Genomic DNA, 18,755 nt, shown 5'->3' with positions numbered 1-18,755 from the left:
CGGCATGAACCTGCCCTGCGCATTATTGACCCGACCCGCGGGACGGAACGAAACCCTGTCGGCCGCCCTGGCCGCGCAGGGTTTTTCTTCTTTGGTTTTGCCCGCCTTGAGCCTGGAGCCGCAAGACCTCTCCGAAACGCAATGGCAAGACCCCAAGGATTTTGACCTGGTGCTTTTTGTAAGCAGCAGTGCGGTCAAGTTCTACTTTGCCGCCTTGCAGGCGCGCGGTCAAAACTGGCCTGACAAGGTCTTGCTGGCTGCCGTTGGTTTTGCTACTGCTGCCTGTCTGCGTGCCCAGCCCGGCGTGTCCCCGGAAGCCGTGCTTCACCCTGAAGGCGTTGATTCCTTGCAGGATTCAGAGGCCTTGTGGGCGGTTCTGGAGCCCCGACTCGCACAACTCGAGCGGGTTCTGATTGTGCGTGGCCATAGCGGTCGTGAATGGTTGGGGCAGCAGTTGGAGAACCACGGCATTCAGGTTCAGCGTCTGGCCATTTACCAGCGTAGCCCTGCCAAGTGGAGCGTGCAGCAGGGCCGTCAAATTCGTGACAGCTTGCAGGCAGGCCGCCTGGCTGTTTTGCTCAGCAGCTCCCAAAGTGCCGACGCCGTATTTGCCAACGTGCAAAGCCTGGGCTTGACGGATGTGTGGTCGCAGTGTGCTTACGTGGTCATTCATCCGCGTATTGAAGAACATTTACAGTCCTTATTGCTGCAGGCTGGAATCACAGCGCCACCAATGGTAAAAAGGTGTACGCCAGACGATGATGACATTGTCGCTGCCATGATGGCGGTGCTCTCGCGCGATTAGCCTCACACGGATTACAATCTTGCCATGAACGATAAAACAGAGAACGCATCCGCAAGCGAACCGGGGACTCCCATTTCCAGCCCAGCCAGTACAGCGGCGCCTCGTCCGTATTCTGAACCTCAAGACAGCACGAGGGCACCTGGCAAGCGTAAAAGCGCGGCGGGTCCGGCCTATGCCTTGACAGCTGTTGTTGTGGTGCTGGCCGCTGCCGGTCTTTGGTACCAGAATTCATTGCTGGACAAGCACAAGGCTGAGCTGCAGGCTCAACTGGCGACCAATATCAATTCCACGGAACAAGCGCGTCAGACGGCCCAGCAGGCTCTGGCATTGGCACAGCGGCAGGCTGACAAGCTTGAGCAGCTGGAAAAATCCTTCAAGGATTCCACCGAACAGTTTCATGATCTGAGCCAGGCTTTCCAGACCATGACCGATAGCGGCTCTGAGCTGGTTCTGCTTAACGACATCGATCATCTGGCCACTATTGCCCAGCAGCAACTGATGCTCGGTGGCAATGTGGCCAATGCCATCGTTTCTCTGGAAGCCGCCCAGGCCCAGTTGGCGCGTGCCAATCGGGTGGGTCTGGCTTCTTTGCAGCAAACCCTGAATGGTGATCTGGAGCGCCTGCGTGCGGCAGCGACTGTCGATGTGGCCTCGCTGTCGCGTCAACTCGATACTCTCTCGCGCTACGTGTCGGAAGCTCCCTTGCTGGTACCGGATGATGTGGCGGGGGGAGCTCATACGCAAGCGCTGGACTTGTCCTCTGATGCCGTTGCTCCGGCGCCCGAGTTGCCCGCAGATGCCCCCTGGTGGGAGCGCGGCTGGAACACGGTTGAACAGTGGGGCAGCAGTGCGTGGCGATCGCTCAGCCATGATCTGGGACAATTTGTCTCCATCCGACGCGTGGACGATGCTGCCGCTTTGTTGATGTCACCCGATCAGGCTGCCCGCTTGCGTGAGAACTTGCGTCTACGTGTCATGGCGGCTCAACTGGCCATGATGATGAATCAGTCTGCTGTATGGCAAACAGAGCTCAATGCTGTGGCTACCGCGTTGGAAAAGCGCTTTGACACGCAGTCTGTTCAGGTTCAGCAAGCCTTGCGCCTGACACGGCAGTTGCAAGACACCCGCATTGGGGCGCGCTTGCCGACGGTCAATAATACGCTGGCGGCGATTGAAAGCCTGCGTCAGGCCCAGGCGGGTCGCCTTCAGGACAGTGTGCCCGACTCGGCCACTGAACAGAACGATGCAGATTCCGCTCTGCCTGACCCCTCTCAATCCGCGCAGCCCGACAGCAAGGAGCCCACTGACCCTGTCGCTGAGCCGGTTGAGTCTGGCTCTGCGGCTTCATCCCAGACGGAACCGCCCGTTCAGGCGCAGGGGTAAACTATGCGTACCTGGTTTTGGACACTTATCCTATTTATCGCCGCGGTTGCCCTGGCGCTGGTCTTGCGTGAGCATGCCGGTAATGTCTATCTGGTGACTCCGCATTATCTGGCCCGTGCTTCATTGACCTACGTGGTTCTGTGCATACTGGGCTTGTTCATTGTGCTGTATGTACTGTTGCGTTTGCTGGCCTGGTTTGGTGATGGCCCGGAGCGTTTTCGCTTGTGGCGGGGACGCCGTGCACAGCGACGTGACCAGACCTTGCTGGAAACAGGCTGGATCAGTATTTTGGAAGGTCGTTACGAGCAAGCTGAAAAAGACCTGATGAAGCTGATGAGCAAGACCCGCTCGCAGTCAAGCAAAGTCGTGGCCGGTTTGGCAGCGGCGCGTGCCGCACATTATCAGGGGCAAATTGCTCAGCGTGATCAGGCGCTGGCCGCCGCCCGTGCTGCCGCTGGCAATGATGTGCGTTTGAAAGAAGCCAGTGCCGTAGCCTCGGCTGAACTGTATCTGGATCAGCACCGCACGCAAGAAGCGATCGAGCTGCTTCAGGATTTGCAGGATGCCAGCTCCCGCCATTTGCATGCCACTCGTTTGTTGTTGCGTGCTTATCGGCAAGAAGGCAATGCCGAACGTGTGTATGAGTTGACTCGCTTGCTGATGCGCCGCAGTGGCATTGAACGCCAAGAGGCGCTAGGTCACATTGAATTTGCGGCTGCCGCTCGATTGTGCGCCGGCGGGGCAGAGCAGTTCAAGGCCTTGTGGTCCGATCTGAAGTCTGAAGAGAAAACCTTGCCGGGTGTGGCCCTGGAGGCTGCCTTGATTCAGGAGCGCGACGGCAATTATGAAGAAGCCGGTCGTATCCTGGAGCCAGCAATCGCAGCTAGCTTTGACAGTCGTCTGCTCGAAGCCTATGCCCAATGTCCGCCGGAGTTTGTGGGGCGTCGCTTGGCCAAGGCCGAGGAATGGCTGCGTAGCCAGCCCAATAATCCGGTTCTGTTGTCCACGCTGGGTCATTTGTGCCTGACCAGCCAGTTGTGGGGGCAGGGTGAGCATTACTTGTTGCGCAGTCTGAAAATTCAGGGCGATCTGCGCAATCATGCCTTGTTGGGTAATCTGTACGATAGCCTGGGGCGTCACGACGAGGCTGTTTCGTACTGGCGCAAGGCCGCGTCCATGGCGGGGACCCTACCGGTTCTAGCCGTCAGCACCGCCTTGCCAGCGGCCGATACCCGTCATGACCCCAGCCATACCGATGCTGACAGCCTGCCCTCGCAGGACGAGGGCCTGCCGCATTACACCTACGCAGCCAGCGTCGTGGCCGAGGATTTACCCGATCAGGGTCGGCCTTTGCCGGTGGTTGCAGAGCCTGTTGTGCCTGCTGCAAAACCGGAACAAGACAGCCTGAGCTCTTCCGCTGATTTGGATGATTACTTTGATACGGCTCCCATTCCCGGGGTCGATCTCTCTCAAACTTCGGATCGTCCTCGACGATCCAATGATTAATTTCTTTTATTTTTAAAGGTTTGCACGAATGAGCCTCGCCCACGTACCAGCTGGCAAAAAACTGCCCGACGAGATCAACGTAGTCATCGAAATTCCCATGAACTCGGACCCCGTCAAATACGAAGTTGACGAAAACGGCGTGGTGTTTGTGGATCGCTTCATGCTGACCGCCATGCACTACCCCTGCAATTATGGTTACGTTCCGCAGACCATTTCGGATGATGGCGACCCGGTTGACGTGCTGGTGATTGCTCCTTTCCCCATCCAGATCGGTGCGGTTATTCCATGCCGCCCTATCGGCGTGCTGCACATGGATGATGAAGGCGGTGGTGATGCCAAACTACTGGCTGTGCCAACCGACAAGCTGTACCCCCTGTACCGCAACGTGAAGTCGCCTGAAGATCTGCAGCCTGAAGAGCTGGAGCGCATCAAGCACTTTTTCGAGCACTACAAAGACATCGAAAAAGGCAAATGGGTCAAGGTCAAGGGCTGGGACGGCATCGAAGCTGCCAAGAAAGAACTGGTAGACGGCGCCAAGCGTTTTGCTGACGGCCAGGCAAAATGAGTACCGTCATCCCCACGCCAGCGGTTGCGGCGCTGAACGTACAGGACAGTGAGCAGGTTTTTCCTGTACGCCGCATTTATTGCGTCGGCCGCAATTATGTCGAGCATGCACAGGAAATGGGTTTTACCGGGCGCGAAGATCCTTTCTTCTTCTGCAAACCGGCCGACTCCATCTTGAATGTGCTGCCCGGCCAAGTCTGCGACATGCCTTATCCTTCCCGCACCCAGGATCTGCATCACGAGATCGAGCTCGTCGTGGCTTTGTCCAAGGGCGGGCGTGATCTGACGGTGGAGCAGGCTGCTGAATGTGTGTGGGGATACGCGGTGGGTCTGGACATGACCCGTCGGGATTTGCAGACGCAAGCCAAGAAAGCCGGTCGTCCCTGGGAAGTGGGCAAAGCCTTTGACCACTCCGCACCGACGGGCCCGCTGGTGCCTCGTAGCCGTATTGGCGATCTATCCCAAGGGGCCATTACCTTGGACGTCAACGGTGAGCGACGCCAGACTGGCGATTTGAATCAGCTGATCTGGAATGTCGCTGAGTCCATCGCTTATCTGTCAGGTCTGTTCGAGCTGTTCCCGGGTGATATCATTTTCACGGGAACCCCGGCCGGTGTCGGCTCGGTGGAACGTGGTGATGTGATGCACGGGGTGATCGAGGGTCTGGGCAGCATAGACGTTCGTCTGGTCTGATCTATATGAGTTTGAAGAAAAACCCGCCATCAGGCGGGTTTTTTTATGACTGTCAGCCCTGGGGCCCCTTGTCTTTCCGGTCTGACGAAGAAGCAGCAGACGAGCAGGAGCAAAGGAAACGTGCTGAGTGATCGGATGCTGACACGAATAACGAGGTCTTGCGCGCTGCTGGCGTATAGAGGCTGGCGAGACAAAGCCGTCCCGCTCGGCTTTTCCGAATAGTACGGCCCCCTGACGGCAGGCAGACTGTGAACTGACTTTTGGGAGATTCCAATGAGACAGTTCACCAGACGACAGCGCGGGCAGGGCATGGTCGAGTACCTGATTATTGTGGCTTTGGTTGCCGTGGCAGCCATCGCCGTTTATCAGTCATTTGGTCAGGTCATTCGCAACCAGACCGCAGCCATGGCCAAGGAGCTGGCCGGCGAGGACGGCTCCGAGCAGACACAACAAGCGCAATCTGCTGCATCAGCGGCGGCCGCTCAAGGCGCTGCCAAGAGCCTGAAATCCTTTACAGGCAACGCGCAATGAGACGCCCCATCCATCCGCAACAAGGTGCGGCACTGGCCTGGGGCCTGATCGCGCTGGCGCTCCTGTCTGTTGCATGGGGCGGCTACTTTCATGTGAACCAGATCGCGGAGCAACAAGGACGCTTGTCCCTGGTGCTGGATGCGGCGGCCTATGGGGCGGCAACCGAACAGGCGCGCACCTTGAATCTACTGGCCTATATCAATCGGGCGCAGTTGGGACATCAGCTTGCCCTCGGGCACCTGCTGACGCTGGCAACCTGGGACAGGGCAGCACAAACACAGTCCGGACAGGTGCGTCGGGCCAATCCGCCTGCACACTTGGTCGCGATGATGTTTGGTTCTGCGCATGGCCTGGCGTACACCCGGGCACGTTCGGCCGGAGATAATCAGGACGCTTTGCAGCAGGCTTTTCAAGCACATCAACATGTGATTTATGAGGTGTTGGCGCAAGCTCAGGAACAGTTGGTGCAGGGCTTGCCACAACGACGACAAGCCATTATTCAAGCCACTCTGGACGGCAGCCTGCCAGATTGGCCGGAGCAGGTGATTCGTTGGCACACCGAACAGGACGATTGGCCTCAGTTCCTCCTGCTGCAGTCAGGGCAAGGACAATGGGATAGCGGTCTGAGGCATCTGATTTCTTTGTACGGCTTTCTGGCTCCGCGTGATTACGAGGCCCGCTCCTACCCTGGCGTCGATCGGCGTTGTCCTTTGTGGCAGCATCGATTGCGTCGCGCTGGCCGCACCGCGCTTGATCATCTGGGCCGTTGGCATTCCAACGATACGCAGTCCATGCATATGGTGCGCTCCAATCGTTGGATAGGCTGTTACTTTCGCGAATATGCCATGGCATGGGCCTTACAGACGCCAGCGGGTGCGTCCGGGATTGATGCGCCGCAGGACTTTTCAGGACAAAGTTTTTGGAAGTGGGCGCTGGAGCAGGGTAACAGTTCCTTGTTGTCGGCTAAGAGCAATACCGTGGCGCAGTCCTGGGCGCGGCGCGATGCCCGCCCCTGGAGTCAACGTCCGTGGGTAAAGGGGTATGCGCTGGCTGATTCCAGACGGAATGAGGGGCCAGATCTGGTATTGACCTTGCAGGCTCGTGGTCATCTGGGGCAGACCATTTATACCCGGGCAGCCGCCCAGTCTTTTTTCTCTTTGCCTCCGGGTAGCACAGATGCTGGGGCAGGCCCAAAGCCCAGCCTGTTTATGCCTTTCTGGCAGGCGCGACTAAAGGACGCAGGGAGGCGGCGATCATGAGCGAGCGGCAACAAGGGATGGCGTTACTGGAGGCCTGCTTGCTGGGCATGGTGCTGGCCCTGATGGTGATGGCAGGGCGTTGGCTGATGCAGCAACAGTACCGCTTGCAGCAGATGCAGCAAGCCACGCATCTGAGCCTGTTCCTGCATGACGCCCAAGGAGCGCCGGTTTCTCTGAGCTCTTCTCCGAGTCCCAGCACGGTGACTGCCGGTTTTCTGGAGCTCCCTACATCGCCCGCGCCGTCTTTGCAGCAGGAGCTTTTGAGCCTGTCAGATGGTTTCTGGGCGGTGGAGTCACGATTTTCCCTTCCGTGGCCACAGTGGCTGCGTTCCTTGACCCGCCTAACACAACTCCAACGGCAGTCTCACTTGTGGGCTGCTGCGGGGCAGGCGGCCTCCACACAAGAAGCGCGACGGCGGCTTGAAAGCAGCAGAACGGCCTGGGCACAGGCGATGGAATCTAGCAGGCGAGCGGCGCAGGACACAATACGGGTTGCGGGTCCCTTGGATGCCGCGTGGGGGCGGGCAGACGTTGACCTGGACTGGTTGGGACCCTGGCAGGATTTTTCACCCGATCACCGAGGCAGGGAGTGAGCATGAGACGGGTATATGCCTTGTTTTTATTACTTTTGTGGATGCTGAGCCCCCTGCCTGTCAAAACACAGACCGTGTCTGGCCCTGTTCCGGATGCAAGGATTCATTGGGATCAAGGGCAGATCACGCAGACCGCACTTGGGCCCATACAGAGCTGGGGACTGACAGCCGATCTGGAGGCACACGTCTTGTCAGACAGTCTTGAGCCGTTCTGCGGTAGCCACTATGGCGCAATCCGCCTGCAAGCGCAGTGGATCATTCTGCGCGCTCGTGATGGCAGAAACTGTGTGCTGTGGGTGGACGATATAGCGGCACCCACTCTGTCAGGCTTGTTAAGTGTTTCCGAGCCGGCTCAGACGGTTGTTCCCTCATATATTCAGGCAGTAGCACCCGTAGCTGGCACCGTTTTGTGGCAACACGAACAACCGGGAGAGGCGCAAAGCTGGCTGCTGCTGGCTGAGCCAGGCTGGCAAGCGGAGTTGCGCCGCAACAAGTGGGGTGCGGAAACGGATGGACGTTACTGGCGAAGAGGTCCCGCCGAACTAGATGTAATGGAACTGGAACACGAGCAGCAAGCCTATTTGCTCGTGATCTGCCGTGCCTGTGAGAAGGAGGCGTCATGATTCGGGCAAAATTTCTTTGGCTATGCCGTCATCCCAGCGTCGGCTTTGGCCTCCTGGCTTTATTGGCTGGCCTGATGGCGGCGGGGGCCAGCAGCCGTTACCTGGAGCGGCAGGAGCAGGCTTTGCGACAGGCTGCGCAGCGTGCCCATCTGGACAGGGTGGTAGCGGCCTCCAGCCTGCCTGCGGGAACGGTGCTGCAAGCGGAGCATCTGGCGGCGCGAGCCTTTCCTGCCGACTTGGTGCCCAGCGATAGCTGGGACGCAGCACAGTTTGAGAACTTGTTGGGACGGGTACTCAGCCAGCCATTACGGGCAGGTGATCTGATTAGCAATGCGCATGTGCAGGAGGCCAGCGGCCCTTTCTCTCAGCAGCTCTTATCCGGCAGGCGTGCCTTGACGGTGCCGGTCGATGCGATCAGCTCGGTGTCGGGCCTGATCCGGCCAGGAGACTTGATTGATATCTATGTCAGTTTCGAGGACAGACAAAGGCGGGTGACGGCTCCTTTGCTGCAGTCGGTACTGGTTCTGGCGACTGGGCAAAAGTCGGGTGAGGCTTCTGCAACGATGCGCACGGATAAGGATGTCTACAACACCTTGACGCTGGATGTTGGCCCCGACGATGCCTTGAAGTTGCTGGCGGCCAGGCAGCATGGGCGTATCAGTGCTTTGTTGCGTAACCCCGAGGACCACACTCCCCATCAGGCGGCAGTCCGGGGAGAGCTGGCTGATATTTTGGGGCTGGGACAGAGTGTGGTGGCCAGGCCGCCCGTGCAGGTGCTGTATGGCAACAGGCCGGGAGGGCAGCAGGTTCAGGCAGAAGCAGAGCGTCTGGGCTGGCTTGATATGCCTGACAGCTTTTCATTGGGACCGCAGCCATGAGCATGAATCGATCGGGGTCTAGGCGCTTGGTGTTGGGAATGCTTGTTGCCGCCTTGCTGCTCGTCAGCGTGCAAAGTGCAGCTCGGGATCTGGGGCTGCAAGTCGGTGAGCTGATGGTGCTGCCTGATACGCAGGTTGAGCGGGTGGCGGTAGGAGATGGCGATATTGTCCATGCGGTCACGACCGAGTCCGGTGAGCTGATTCTGTTCGCACGCAAGACGGGCAGCACGGTAGTGCAGGTCTGGTCTCTGGCAGGAAAAAGCCAGTCTTATCAGATTGAGGTGCTACCCGAAAATCACAGGCAGACTTTGGCGGAGTTACGAAGTTTGTTGGAGCGTATTCCAGAGCTTCGCATCAGTGAACTAGGCGGCAAGCTGGTGCTGGAAGGAGAGGGACTGAGTGATCAGGACAAGCAGCGTATTCAGGCCTTGAGCCAGGAGCATCCCCAATTATTGGATTTCACGCAGCAAGATGGTTGGGAGCCCATGGTTTTGCTTGATGTGCAGGTGGTCGAGGTGCCGCGCAACAGTTTGCGCGAATTGGGTGTACGCTGGCAGGGGCAGTCCCAAGGTGGCTTGAGCATGGGCGGTGCCTGGGACGCAGCGACGCATCAGTTTTTGGATCGTCCTGGCGAAGCGGTGCTTCCCTTGGCTTTTCCTGCCAGTCAGGGGGCCGCCTTTTTTGGCGTCGGGGCCTTGATGTCCGCACGCGTCCAGGCCATGGCGCAGGAGGGCCACGCGTTGGTGCTGGCCCAACCGCAGCTTTTGGCGCGCAGCGGTTCACAGGCCGAATTTCTGGCAGGGGGCGAGCTGCCTTATACCACCACCGACGACAAAGGAAACAGCAGGACCAGCTTCAAGCCCTACGGTGTATCGCTGCGCATCGTTCCGCGCGTCGAGCGAGGGGGGCTGGTCCGATCACAGATCGAGGTGGAAGTCAGTTCCGTGGATGCCAGTCTGTCCCAGCCTGCCGGGCCATCCTTGAAAACCCGGCGGGCGTCGACCGAGTTCAACGTACGTTCGGGTCAAACACTGGTCTTGGCCGGGTTCATATCGCGGGAAGAGTCCATGCATATGGATCGCTTGCCGGGACTGGCTAGTCTGCCGGTATTGGGAGCCCTGTTTCGTTCTGAACGGTTTGCCCGGCAGGAAACAGAGCTGGCGGTATTTGTGACCCCCACTTTGGTGGCGGCCGAACATCCTGATTTGCTGGCCCGGCAGGCGAATGCCGCTCAGTGGCTGGAGCAGGGCTTCCCTGATGCACCGCGGTTGAATACGCCTGTTCGTGCCCTGTCCGAGGGGAGCCGCCAAGGTCGATGGTCGCAATGGGTAGAGCCACAGAGCGAGGTGTTTCGTGTTGAACCTTGAACTTGAGTCGGAGTTGGGGACAACTCGTTCCTGCACCCTTCGTTTGCCAGCGCTCATAGGCCGCGACCCGGCCTGTGACGTAGTCCTGCCCTCCTGGCGTATCGCGCGTCAGCATGCCAGCCTGCTGAATCGGGCGGGAGCGGTGTATATCCAGGATCATGGCTCCTTGACAGGGGTGCAGCTCAACGGCAAAAGGGTGTACGACGATGGGCCGTTGCGTGTCGGTGACGTGCTCACTGCCGGGGGGTTCAAACTGCGCATTGCTGGCTTGGGGTCGCCACCACGACCTGGCTCTGCGCCCCCCATGACTGAGCCAGAAACGCGGGTGTCGGCGATGGCCGTAGCAACTGCTGCTTCCATACCTGTATCAGTGTCTGCTCCGTCCAAAGCGGATCAGACATCCGCTAAGGAGCAGATTGAACATGTGCAGGGGCAGGGGGCGCCACTTTTATCAAACAGCGAGCTGTTCAGGCAAGAGCAGCAGCGCTTGCACCAGGCTTTGTTATCGGCCTTGGACCTGGAGCGTCGCGATCTGTCTCGCGTAACGGACAAGCAGCTTGAACAGGAGGCGTTTGATTGTCTGGGCCGTCTGATTCAGACGCAATGTGCGCTACCGCCCCATGAGCAGGCCCGATTGCAGGCCAGTGTATGCGCGGAGGCGGTGGGTCTGGGGCCCTTGGAGCCTTTGCTGGCTGACCCGGCTGTTTCGGAGATTATGGTCAATCGTTATGACCGGGTGTTTGTGGAAAAGGCCGGACGGCTGCAGGCTCATCCCATGGTGTTCAGTAGCGATGCAGCCTTGCGCGCCGTCATCGACCGAATTCTGGCGCCGCTGGGACGACGCCTGGATATCAGTTCTCCGGCCGTGGATGGGCGACTGGCAGATGGGTCCCGTTTCCATGCGGTCCTGTCGCCCATCGCCGTCAAGGGAACCTGCGTGACCATACGCAAATTTCCCAAGCGCCGCCTCGGTCTGGAGGATTTGTTGCAGATGGGTAGTCTGTCTTCAGAGATGGGCGCATTTCTGCGGCAGGCAGTGCAACGGCGTTGCAATATTCTGGTGTCCGGTGGAACAGGGACCGGTAAGACCACACTGCTCAATGTTCTCAGTACCTGTATTGATGAGGGTGAGCGCCTGGTGACGCTGGAGGATGCGGCCGAGCTGCAGCTGCAGCATAGCAATTGGGTTGCGCTGGAAGCCCGCCCCGCCAATGCAGAGGGTCAGGGACAGGTAGATATACGAAGTTTGCTGCGCCAGGCCTTGCGGATGAGGCCTGACCGGATCGTGGTGGGGGAGTGCCGTGGAGCGGAGGCCTTCGACATGTTGTCAGCCATGAATACCGGGCATGAAGGCTCAATGGGAACCTTGCACGCGAACACGCCTCGGGATGCCTTGTCGCGTCTGGAAGGCATGGTGTTGATGGCTGGTCTGGACTTGCCCTTGCAGGTGGTGCGTGAACATATCGCCCGGGCCTTGCATATTATCGTGCAACTGAGCCGCTTGCCCGATGGCAGGCGCCTGGTTCATGAAATTGTGGAGCTTACCGGCATCGAGGCGCAGCGTATCCAGTTACAGACCTTGTACTGCTATCGCCCTGAACTGGGCTTTGCAGCCAGTGGCCTCAGGTCCGAACATCTCTTTCAGTCAGGGGAGCAAGCATGAGGCTTTTGAGTATCTTGCTGGCAGTTTGTGGCGCTGGCCTGCTGGCCTATGTGTGCTTGCGTTTGGGGCACCGGCTGCTCATGCATTACAGACAGCAGTTGCTCGGACAGTCTGAACGTAGTTTGCAGTCACATTTTGTTTTTGTGCGCAGTCACTATCTTGGGGGCCTGGCCTGGGGACTCTTGCCCGTGAGCTTATTGCTGGCGTGGTGGCTGATTCAGTCGTTCTGGCTGGCAGTCGCTGTAACAGTGTTTGTTGCGGCGACACCATTGGTGGTGTTGCGTTGGATGGAACGAAGACGGCTGGAGCTGCTTCGACGGCAGTTGCCGGATTTTGTCTTGTCATTGGCCTTGAGCTTGCAGGCAGGACTGGCCTTGCAAGCTGCCATGCAGCAACTGTCGCAGTCTTTGCCGGCCCCGTTGGGGCCAGAGCTACGCTTGCTCTTGCGCCAGCAGCGGGTAGGTTTAAGTCCTCGGGAGTCCTATGGAAATCTCTTGCTGCGCGTCCCGGTGTCCGAGCTCGCGATGGTGACCAGCGCACTGCAAATGGGGCAAAGCACGGGCGCAGGTTTGGGCGAGCGTCTGAAGATACTGGCCCAGACGATTCGGGCACGCGTGAACATCGAGGACAAAATCCTTGCGCTGACTGCCCAGGCGCGCTTGCAAGCGCGAATCATGTTTTGTCTGCCAGCTTTTGTGGCTGGTGCCTTGTACATGTTGGATTCCCATGCATTCAGGCAAGCCTGGTTCAATATCATCGGTCTTTGGGTAAGTGCCATCATCGGCGCCATGTTGCTTGTTGGGCTTTGGTGGATGCATAGGATCTTGCAAGGAGACGGGGAATGACACTTTCCCTGATCTGGCTGTTGTCTGCTGCAAGTGCGGTCCTGTTGGTAATGGGTTGTTTATGGGCCTGGCGCAAGCGCTACCTGTTTTTTCTGCAAGGGGGAAGCAGTTTGGGGCAGGCTGCATGGCAGGCCTGGCAAGCCCCGTTTGCCCAGGGGGTGAGCCTGTGTTTGTCCCTGCCCTTTGTACATGAGTGGTCGGAGCGATCGTGGGGAGCCTATACCCGTCAGATGCAAGCTTACCTGGGTCAGCGAGTGGCCATACTCATTTTGCTGGTGACCGTGATAGGGGCCTGGTACGTGAGTTGGGGTGGCGCCCTGATGGATATTCTGGGAATGGCTGCGGCCGGTTTGCTGCTGAGTGTGCTGCAGGCAGCCTCACGAGGTAGAGCGCTTCAGCGCCGACATCATGTTCGCTGCCGACGGGATCTGCCGTTTTTCCTGGATTTGTTGGTGCTGGCGGTAGAGTCGGGTCTGGGCTTGCAACAAGCCTGGGCACGTGCCTTGGAGGCCACCCCGCAGGGCAGTTTGTCGATCAGTTTGCACAAGGTGCAGGGAGAGCTTCGGGCAGGCAGACGTTTGCCCCAGGCCATGCGCAAGATTGCCTCGACATTCAGAGTGGTGGAGCTGGAGGAATTGGCCTTGTCTTTGGAACTGGCGCAAGACACAGGCCTGTCTCTGGCCTTGTTGCTGCGATCGCAGGCGGAAAAGCTGCGCGCCCATCTGCAGCTTGAAGCCGAGCAACGAGCGCTCAAGCTACCGGTGTACTTATTGGCCCCTTTAGTGGTGTGCATTTTTCCCTGCACATTTCTGGTGATCGCCATGAGCCTGCTCGGGCCCTGGTTGGCAGGAGGGGCAGGATGACGAGCCTTCCGGGCGCAATGCTGCAGCCTATTTATTTGCTGGAAGCCCGCACTTTTTGGACGCGTTGGCGAGGTTTGAAAGCGCTACCACAGACGAATGGCTGTGTGGCGGCGGTCTGGCTGCGCCCCTGCTTTGCGGTGCATCTGTGGGGAATGACCCAGCCCTTGGATATTTGCTTTCTGGACGATCGCGATCAACCCTTAAGATTCTGTCCTTCGGTATCGCCTGGGAGGGTGTGCTGGCTCATGCGGGCCAGATCGGTGTTGGAGGCTCCAGCCGGCTCACTGTCAAGGCCAGAACAATTTGCCCCCTGGGCCGCTGCTATGCAACAGCTGCGGCGGTCAGGGGGCGGGGTATGGATGAATCGACCTTAGATGCGGTGTTGGTCGCGGATTGAGTCACCAAACACGCTGCGGTAAGCCGGGTAGAAGCTGGCGTACAGGATAGCCGCCATTGCCAGATTGATAGGTGTCAGCACCAAAGTGGCTGTGCCCGGGCTTAAACCGGCACCCAGCAGCAGCTCGCCCAGTGTCTGGATGGTGAAGAAGGCGGCAGCCCAGCACAGGCCGTAGAGCAGAAAGGCGGCTTTGTTACGCCAGCAAGCTACCATGGAAAAAAACAGGGCTTGCTTGACCGGGATGGCGTGCCAGCCTACCAGGGCAGGAGCGTGCCAGAACAAGGCCGATAAACCCAGGTACAGGATAAAGAACAGGAAGATAGGTTTGCGAAACGCCGCCATGATGGCTTCAGGGCTGGCCTCGCGGTTATCCATCAACTGCGACAATTCACTGACAAAGGGGAAGGTCGCAATAAAACCCACGGCCAGACAGGCCAACAGGTAAATAAAGCCCAGCTTGATGAGTCGGTTGCGCACGGGCACCGGCTTTAAGGGTTCGGTCCACATGCCCAGACGCATCACTTCCCCGGCATCAATGCGGCGGCAGGCATTCTGGATAATGAAGGTCATGGTGGGGACCAGCACGATCAGCACCATCTGCCCGAAGATGGGAAAGATATTGCTCAGGTTGATCAGGATGGAAGTAATCAAACTCCAGAAAAACAGGGCGGCCGGTTGCAGCTTGAACAAACGCAACCCTTCCTGAATCCAGTACCACCCGTAGAGAAAGGGAAGTTTGGCAGCTTGCATATCAGTATCCGTGTTTATCGAGGAAGCGTCGGCACAGCCTGTTCGCGACGCTGGCGCAGTACGCGCTCAAAGTGCCGTGGATCGTGCGGCTTGAGGGTTTGAGCGGGGCGGGGCAGATAAAAGTCGTACAGGCGCGAGATCCAGAAGCGCAGTGCGGCAGCCTGGATCAGTATAGGCCAGGCGGCATGCTCAGCTTCGGTAAAAGGACGCACCTGCGCGTAGGCCTGCAGCCAGGCCTGGGTCTTTTCCTGATTCAGGGCTCCGCTGAGCCGATCGATACACCAGTCATTGACAGCGACGGCCACATCAAACAACCAGGTATCGCAGCCGGCAAAGTAAAAGTCGATGATGCCCCCCATTTGCGGAGCGTCCGATGTACCCGCAAACAATACATTGTCGCGAAACAGATCGCAGTGGGCCGGCCCCTTGGGCAAGGAGCGGTAGGTGTCGCTGTCGGCAAATTCAGCCTGCTCCTGCAGGACGGCCAGGATCAGCTCAGCCTGGCTGTCGTCCAGAAAAGGCAGCACCTGCGGCACGGTGGTTTTCCACCAGCTCAGCCCCCGCAGATTGGGTTGCTCCAGCGGGAAATCCTGAGCCGCCAGGTGGGCCTGGGCCTGGGTGCGGGCGATCTGGCGACAGTGCTCAACGGTGGGCTCGGGCTCGTAGCCTCCCCGCAGGCGCGTGACGATCGAACAGGGCTTGCCGTGCATGACGCAAATGCGTTTGCCGTCGCGGCGGGTCATGGGCTGGGGCACCGGCACACCTTTGGCGGCCAGGTGGTGCATGAGTTCGATGTAAAAAGGCAGTTGTTCCTGGGTCAGAACTTCAAACAAGGTCAGAACATACTCACCCTGGGTCGTGCTCAGAAAGTAATTGGTGTTTTCAATGCCGGCGGTAATGCCGCGTAAGGAAACAAACTCGCCAATTGTGTAGTGTTCCAGCAGTTCGCGGGCGTCAAGTTCGCTGACAGAAGTAAAAACAGCCATGCTTTCAGTGAGGGTCCGGTTGTTGGCGCACTATCGGGCGCGCAAGTATGTCAAACGGCCGATTTTAGACCAGTGCGCCGCCTTTTTGGAGTCTTGCGACAATTTACCGCGCTTTATCTTCATCCTGTGCCGGTCTGAAACCATTAAAATGAACGTTTCTTCTTCGTATCAGGCCTGAAGTCAGGCCATCTGTTCCCTTGCTTATGACTAATTTTGTGATGCCGGACAGCCAGATGTGGCGTTTGAGTGTGGCGCCCATGATTGACGTGACCGATCGCCACAGCCGCTTTTTTCATCGTCTGTTAGCGCCACGCGCTTTGCTGTTTACGGAGATGATCACGACCGGCGCCTTGACTCATGGCGATCAGGCGCGCCATCTGGACTTTGATCAGGCGGAGCATCCAGTTGCCCTGCAATTGGGTGGCAGTGACCGGGACGCCCTGGTCACCAGCGCCCTGGCCGGTGAGAAGTGGGGTTACGACGAAATCAATCTGAATTGTGGCTGTCCGTCGGAGCGAGTCCAGAAAGGGGCTTTTGGTGCCTGTTTGATGAGCGAGCCGCGCCTGGTGGCCGATTGCGTCAAAGCGATGCAAGATGCGGTATCGGTGCCTGTTACCGTTAAGCACCGGCTGGGTCTGGATTACAACGAGTCCTACGATTTTGTACGCGACTTTGTCGGGATTTTGTTTGAAGCCGGCTGCCGTGTCTTTACCGTGCATGCCCGCAATGCGGTATTGAAAGGTCTGTCGCCCAAAGATAATCGGGAAATTCCACCGTTGCGCTACGACATGGCGCTGCAATTGAAAAAAGACTTTCCCCTGGCCTTGTTTATCTTGAACGGAGGCATCCAGGAGCCTGATCAGGCGGTGGCCTTGCAAGAGCAGTTCGATGGGGTGATGCTGGGGCGGGCGGCCTGGCATACGCCCGCCGTCTTAAGCGAGATACATCGTCGTTTGTGGCCCGAACATCCCCTGATGGACGAAAACACCGTGGTCGAGCGCATGATTGATTACGCCCGGCATCATGTTCAAGTCGGTGTGCCCTTGCGTATCGTGATCAAAAGCATGCTCGGCTGGCCGCATGGCAAAAAAGGCGCACGTCAGTGGCGCCGTACCTTGTCGGACCACACGTGGCTGTCCAAAAACGATCCAGGCCTGCTTGCGCAGGCCTGGGAGCAATTGCAGAGTCGCCAGTAAAACGGGCCCGAATCGGATGGATCAGGATGCGCTGGCAGCCTCGGAATCGGTCGGCCAGTCGCGGATATACGCCTTGAGCATATTGTTCTCGAACTGCTGAGCGTGAACAATGGCGCGCGCCATGTCAAAGAAGGAAATCACACCCATCAGCACCGGGCCATCCATGACGGGCATGTAGCGTGCGTGGTTGTTCAGCATCAGGCGTTGGACTTCGTCGGCACTGGTATTAGGAGTCACGCTGACGGGGGCGTCATCCATGATGCTGCGTACGGTAAAGCCTGGGGCCTTATTGCCATGGGCGTGCCAGTGGCGAATGATCTCGCGAAAGGTCAACATACCCACCAACTGACCGTGCTCCATGATCACCAGCGAACCAATATCGAGCTCGCTCATGCTCTGCACCGCTTTTTCGACGGTCATTTCGGGGGTGCCTGTATAAAGCGTGTCTCCCTTGACACGCAGGATTTCACTGACTTTTAGCATACTGGGTCTCCTGACCGGGATCGGCGTTTGGTATGGCTGGTTGCTCTGTCAGAATGCCTTGCGGCGACTCGAACAGTGCTTCCAGATTAGAGAGTCGCTGATCGAAAAACTGAGAAAGGTAGTTGAATACATATTCTAGCGGACCCTCGTGCGTATGGGCGCGGTCCAGCAAAAATGCGGTGATAAGTTGATTCAGACTGACCAGCCGCAGATCGCAGCTCAATACCCATTGCTCGTCATTGTTCAGTTGGGTATCGGCAATCAGGCCCATGGACTTGAGCTGGCATAAAACGTTGTAGAGCTCGTCGGGGTCTCGTTCCAGTGTGTGGCTGAGCTCTCTGACGCTTAGGCCTTCCGGGTTCTGGCGGTTCAGCCAGAGTTGATGGAGCAGATTGACGGCGTCGGTAAAGGCGATGCCGGGCACATTTGTTTTGACCCAGTTGCGGCCTCGCCAGTCGGGCAAGATGGCGACCATGGAAGCTCCGAGCAGGACGATCAGCCAGGAGATATAGATCCACAGCAAGAAGATCGGCAAGATCGCAAAGGCGCCGTAAATAATCGTATAGGTGGGAAAGCGGGTCAGATAAAAGGCGAAGCCGGCTTTCATCAGCTCCAGCAGGGCCGCTGTCACGACCCCGCCGATCAGCGCATCGCGCCACCATACGCGCCGGTTGGGTACGTACATGAACAGTGCAGTCAGCCCCAGCGCCGTGAACAAAAAGGGCACGTAGGCCAGGGCGAAAGACACAATACCGGACAAGTCCCCGATATACCCCATGGACTCGCGCGCCAGAATGGTGGTTGCCCACAAGCTGGCACCGGTCAGAATCGGGCCTAGGGAAATAATGGCCCAGTACACCAACAGGCGCTGGCCCAGCGGACGTTGAACATGGACCTGAAAAATATTGTTGAACGTCTCATCAATGGTCATGATGAGCATGATGGAGGTGACGATCAAAAACAAGCTGCCTACTGCCGTCAGACCCGAGGCCTTGGCGGCGAACTGGTTCAGATACAGCATGACGTTCTCTGAAACCACCTCGGGCATCAGATTGCGCGTCAGAAACCCTTCGAGGGCATGTTCAAATTCCTGAAACAGGGGGAACGCCGTGAACAGGGCCAGCACCACGGTCAATAAAGGCACAATAGCCAAAATCGTGGTGTAGGTGAGGCTGGAGGCCACCTTCATCAGATCTTTTTCTGCTACCCGCTTGATCGCAAAGCGCAGCACATTCAAAAAGTGGTGTCTGGCAGTGGGTGGCGGGGGCTTCTGCCCGACAGCAGGGTCTGTTGTGTCTGGGTTCAAGTCTGTGGGTTCAGCTTGCTCAGAGGGCATAGGAGGATTCTCGTCGTTTTTCATAGCGGTTTGA

At 58.1% G+C, this 18,755-nt stretch carries 19 protein-coding genes; 15 read left to right on the top strand and 4 right to left on the bottom strand.

The window, feature by feature from the left end; all coding sequences use genetic code 11:
* Positions 1 to 4 precede the first annotated feature (4 nt).
* The 14 genes from ACOZ42_RS09625 (at position 5) to ACOZ42_RS09560 (ending at position 13,573) form a co-directional block, all read left to right on the top strand.
* Entirely contained in the window at positions 5 to 805 is an 801-nt protein-coding gene (locus tag ACOZ42_RS09625; protein WP_415301739.1) for a uroporphyrinogen-III synthase, read from the top strand.
* Between the two features lie 177 nt (positions 806 to 982).
* Positions 983 to 2,188, top strand: a complete 1,206-nt coding sequence (locus ACOZ42_RS09620) for a uroporphyrinogen-III C-methyltransferase (protein ID WP_230406166.1) — start codon at positions 983 to 985, stop codon at positions 2,186 to 2,188.
* Positions 2,189 to 2,191: 3 nt separating this feature from the next.
* A complete protein-coding gene (locus tag ACOZ42_RS09615; protein ID WP_426345078.1) occupies positions 2,192 to 3,694 on the top strand; it encodes a heme biosynthesis HemY N-terminal domain-containing protein in 1,503 nt (500 codons plus the stop codon).
* Between the two features lie 28 nt (positions 3,695 to 3,722).
* Complete coding sequence (gene ppa, locus ACOZ42_RS09610; RefSeq protein ID WP_003799543.1) at positions 3,723 to 4,259, top strand: inorganic diphosphatase; 537 nt, start codon at positions 3,723 to 3,725, stop codon at positions 4,257 to 4,259.
* A complete protein-coding gene (locus ACOZ42_RS09605; protein WP_003799545.1) occupies positions 4,256 to 4,951 on the top strand; it encodes a fumarylacetoacetate hydrolase family protein in 696 nt (231 codons plus the stop codon). Before ppa ends, ACOZ42_RS09605 begins: the two co-directional genes overlap by 4 nt.
* A gap of 273 nt (positions 4,952 to 5,224) precedes the next feature.
* A complete protein-coding gene (locus tag ACOZ42_RS09600) occupies positions 5,225 to 5,482 on the top strand; it encodes a hypothetical protein (protein ID WP_003799547.1) in 258 nt (85 codons plus the stop codon).
* Complete coding sequence (locus tag ACOZ42_RS09595; RefSeq protein ID WP_240208628.1) at positions 5,479 to 6,741, top strand: hypothetical protein; 1,263 nt, start codon at positions 5,479 to 5,481, stop codon at positions 6,739 to 6,741. Before ACOZ42_RS09600 ends, ACOZ42_RS09595 begins: the two co-directional genes overlap by 4 nt.
* Positions 6,738 to 7,334 (top strand): hypothetical protein, encoded by a 597-nt coding sequence (locus ACOZ42_RS09590; protein WP_003799551.1) that lies wholly within the window; start codon positions 6,738 to 6,740, stop codon positions 7,332 to 7,334. Before ACOZ42_RS09595 ends, ACOZ42_RS09590 begins: the two co-directional genes overlap by 4 nt.
* Before the next feature lie 2 nt (positions 7,335 to 7,336).
* Positions 7,337 to 7,957: a hypothetical protein gene (locus ACOZ42_RS09585; RefSeq protein ID WP_426345077.1), complete on the top strand. Its 621-nt coding sequence runs from the start codon at positions 7,337 to 7,339 to the stop codon at positions 7,955 to 7,957.
* Positions 7,954 to 8,835, top strand: coding sequence for a Flp pilus assembly protein CpaB (cpaB, locus tag ACOZ42_RS09580; protein WP_059317558.1), 882 nt, complete (start codon positions 7,954 to 7,956; stop codon positions 8,833 to 8,835). The genes ACOZ42_RS09585 and cpaB overlap by 4 nt, the downstream gene beginning before the upstream one ends.
* 38 nt (positions 8,836 to 8,873) lie before the next feature.
* Complete coding sequence (locus ACOZ42_RS09575) at positions 8,874 to 10,202, top strand: type II and III secretion system protein family protein (protein ID WP_003799555.1); 1,329 nt, start codon at positions 8,874 to 8,876, stop codon at positions 10,200 to 10,202.
* Positions 10,192 to 11,865, top strand: a complete 1,674-nt coding sequence (locus ACOZ42_RS09570; protein ID WP_426345076.1) for an ATPase, T2SS/T4P/T4SS family — start codon at positions 10,192 to 10,194, stop codon at positions 11,863 to 11,865. Before ACOZ42_RS09575 ends, ACOZ42_RS09570 begins: the two co-directional genes overlap by 11 nt.
* Positions 11,862 to 12,710 (top strand): type II secretion system F family protein, encoded by an 849-nt coding sequence (locus tag ACOZ42_RS09565; protein ID WP_059317560.1) that lies wholly within the window; start codon positions 11,862 to 11,864, stop codon positions 12,708 to 12,710. The genes ACOZ42_RS09570 and ACOZ42_RS09565 overlap by 4 nt, the downstream gene beginning before the upstream one ends.
* Positions 12,707 to 13,573 (top strand): type II secretion system F family protein, encoded by an 867-nt coding sequence (locus ACOZ42_RS09560; protein ID WP_336579434.1) that lies wholly within the window; start codon positions 12,707 to 12,709, stop codon positions 13,571 to 13,573. The genes ACOZ42_RS09565 and ACOZ42_RS09560 overlap by 4 nt, the downstream gene beginning before the upstream one ends.
* Positions 13,574 to 13,943: 370 nt before the next feature.
* Here the strand turns inward: ACOZ42_RS09560 and ACOZ42_RS09555 are convergent, their stop codons facing one another.
* On the bottom strand, positions 13,944 to 14,720 hold the full coding sequence (locus tag ACOZ42_RS09555) for a BPSS1780 family membrane protein (protein ID WP_003799563.1): 777 nt from the start codon (positions 14,718 to 14,720) through the stop codon (positions 13,944 to 13,946).
* 14 nt (positions 14,721 to 14,734) lie between these two features.
* The gene (locus ACOZ42_RS09550) at positions 14,735 to 15,706 is read right to left on the bottom strand and encodes a homoserine kinase (RefSeq protein ID WP_003799565.1); all 972 of its coding nucleotides are present in this window, start codon (positions 15,704 to 15,706) and stop codon (positions 14,735 to 14,737) included.
* A gap of 203 nt (positions 15,707 to 15,909) precedes the next feature.
* Here ACOZ42_RS09550 and dusA point away from each other — a divergent pair, with 203 nt between their 5' ends.
* Positions 15,910 to 16,902: a tRNA dihydrouridine(20/20a) synthase DusA gene (gene dusA, locus ACOZ42_RS09545; protein WP_237714390.1), complete on the top strand. Its 993-nt coding sequence runs from the start codon at positions 15,910 to 15,912 to the stop codon at positions 16,900 to 16,902.
* A gap of 21 nt (positions 16,903 to 16,923) precedes the next feature.
* Here the strand turns inward: dusA and ACOZ42_RS09540 are convergent, their stop codons facing one another.
* On the bottom strand, positions 16,924 to 17,385 hold the full coding sequence (locus ACOZ42_RS09540; RefSeq protein ID WP_003799568.1) for a CBS domain-containing protein: 462 nt from the start codon (positions 17,383 to 17,385) through the stop codon (positions 16,924 to 16,926).
* Positions 17,369 to 18,721: a YihY family inner membrane protein gene (locus tag ACOZ42_RS09535; protein ID WP_003799569.1), complete on the bottom strand. Its 1,353-nt coding sequence runs from the start codon at positions 18,719 to 18,721 to the stop codon at positions 17,369 to 17,371. Before ACOZ42_RS09535 ends, ACOZ42_RS09540 begins: the two co-directional genes overlap by 17 nt.
* Positions 18,722 to 18,755 lie beyond the last annotated feature (34 nt).

The sequence above is a fragment of the Alcaligenes sp. HNGD-HTN06 genome, from assembly GCF_049932565.1.
Taxonomy (GTDB): domain Bacteria; phylum Pseudomonadota; class Gammaproteobacteria; order Burkholderiales; family Burkholderiaceae_B; genus Alcaligenes; species Alcaligenes ammonioxydans.
Note: the sequence above shows the minus strand (reverse complement) of the source record. Positions and strands in the feature narration are given on the sequence as shown.

Coding starts and splice junctions, on each gene's coding strand:
- ACOZ42_RS09595 (WP_240208628.1), top strand. CDS start 5,479: ATGAGACGCCCCATCCATCCGCAACAAGGTGCGGCACTGGCCTGGGGC.
- ppa (WP_003799543.1), top strand. CDS start 3,723: ATGAGCCTCGCCCACGTACCAGCTGGCAAAAAACTGCCCGACGAGATC.
- dusA (WP_237714390.1), top strand. CDS start 15,910: ATGACTAATTTTGTGATGCCGGACAGCCAGATGTGGCGTTTGAGTGTG.
- ACOZ42_RS09605 (WP_003799545.1), top strand. CDS start 4,256: ATGAGTACCGTCATCCCCACGCCAGCGGTTGCGGCGCTGAACGTACAG.
- ACOZ42_RS09625 (WP_415301739.1), top strand. CDS start 5: ATGAACCTGCCCTGCGCATTATTGACCCGACCCGCGGGACGGAACGAA.
- ACOZ42_RS09560 (WP_336579434.1), top strand. CDS start 12,707: ATGACACTTTCCCTGATCTGGCTGTTGTCTGCTGCAAGTGCGGTCCTG.
- cpaB (WP_059317558.1), top strand. CDS start 7,954: ATGATTCGGGCAAAATTTCTTTGGCTATGCCGTCATCCCAGCGTCGGC.
- ACOZ42_RS09590 (WP_003799551.1), top strand. CDS start 6,738: ATGAGCGAGCGGCAACAAGGGATGGCGTTACTGGAGGCCTGCTTGCTG.
- ACOZ42_RS09585 (WP_426345077.1), top strand. CDS start 7,337: ATGAGACGGGTATATGCCTTGTTTTTATTACTTTTGTGGATGCTGAGC.
- ACOZ42_RS09615 (WP_426345078.1), top strand. CDS start 2,192: ATGCGTACCTGGTTTTGGACACTTATCCTATTTATCGCCGCGGTTGCC.
- ACOZ42_RS09555 (WP_003799563.1), bottom strand. CDS start 14,720: ATGCAAGCTGCCAAACTTCCCTTTCTCTACGGGTGGTACTGGATTCAG.
- ACOZ42_RS09535 (WP_003799569.1), bottom strand. CDS start 18,721: ATGCCCTCTGAGCAAGCTGAACCCACAGACTTGAACCCAGACACAACA.
- ACOZ42_RS09575 (WP_003799555.1), top strand. CDS start 8,874: ATGCTTGTTGCCGCCTTGCTGCTCGTCAGCGTGCAAAGTGCAGCTCGG.
- ACOZ42_RS09600 (WP_003799547.1), top strand. CDS start 5,225: ATGAGACAGTTCACCAGACGACAGCGCGGGCAGGGCATGGTCGAGTAC.
- ACOZ42_RS09565 (WP_059317560.1), top strand. CDS start 11,862: ATGAGGCTTTTGAGTATCTTGCTGGCAGTTTGTGGCGCTGGCCTGCTG.
- ACOZ42_RS09540 (WP_003799568.1), bottom strand. CDS start 17,385: ATGCTAAAAGTCAGTGAAATCCTGCGTGTCAAGGGAGACACGCTTTAT.
- ACOZ42_RS09550 (WP_003799565.1), bottom strand. CDS start 15,706: ATGGCTGTTTTTACTTCTGTCAGCGAACTTGACGCCCGCGAACTGCTG.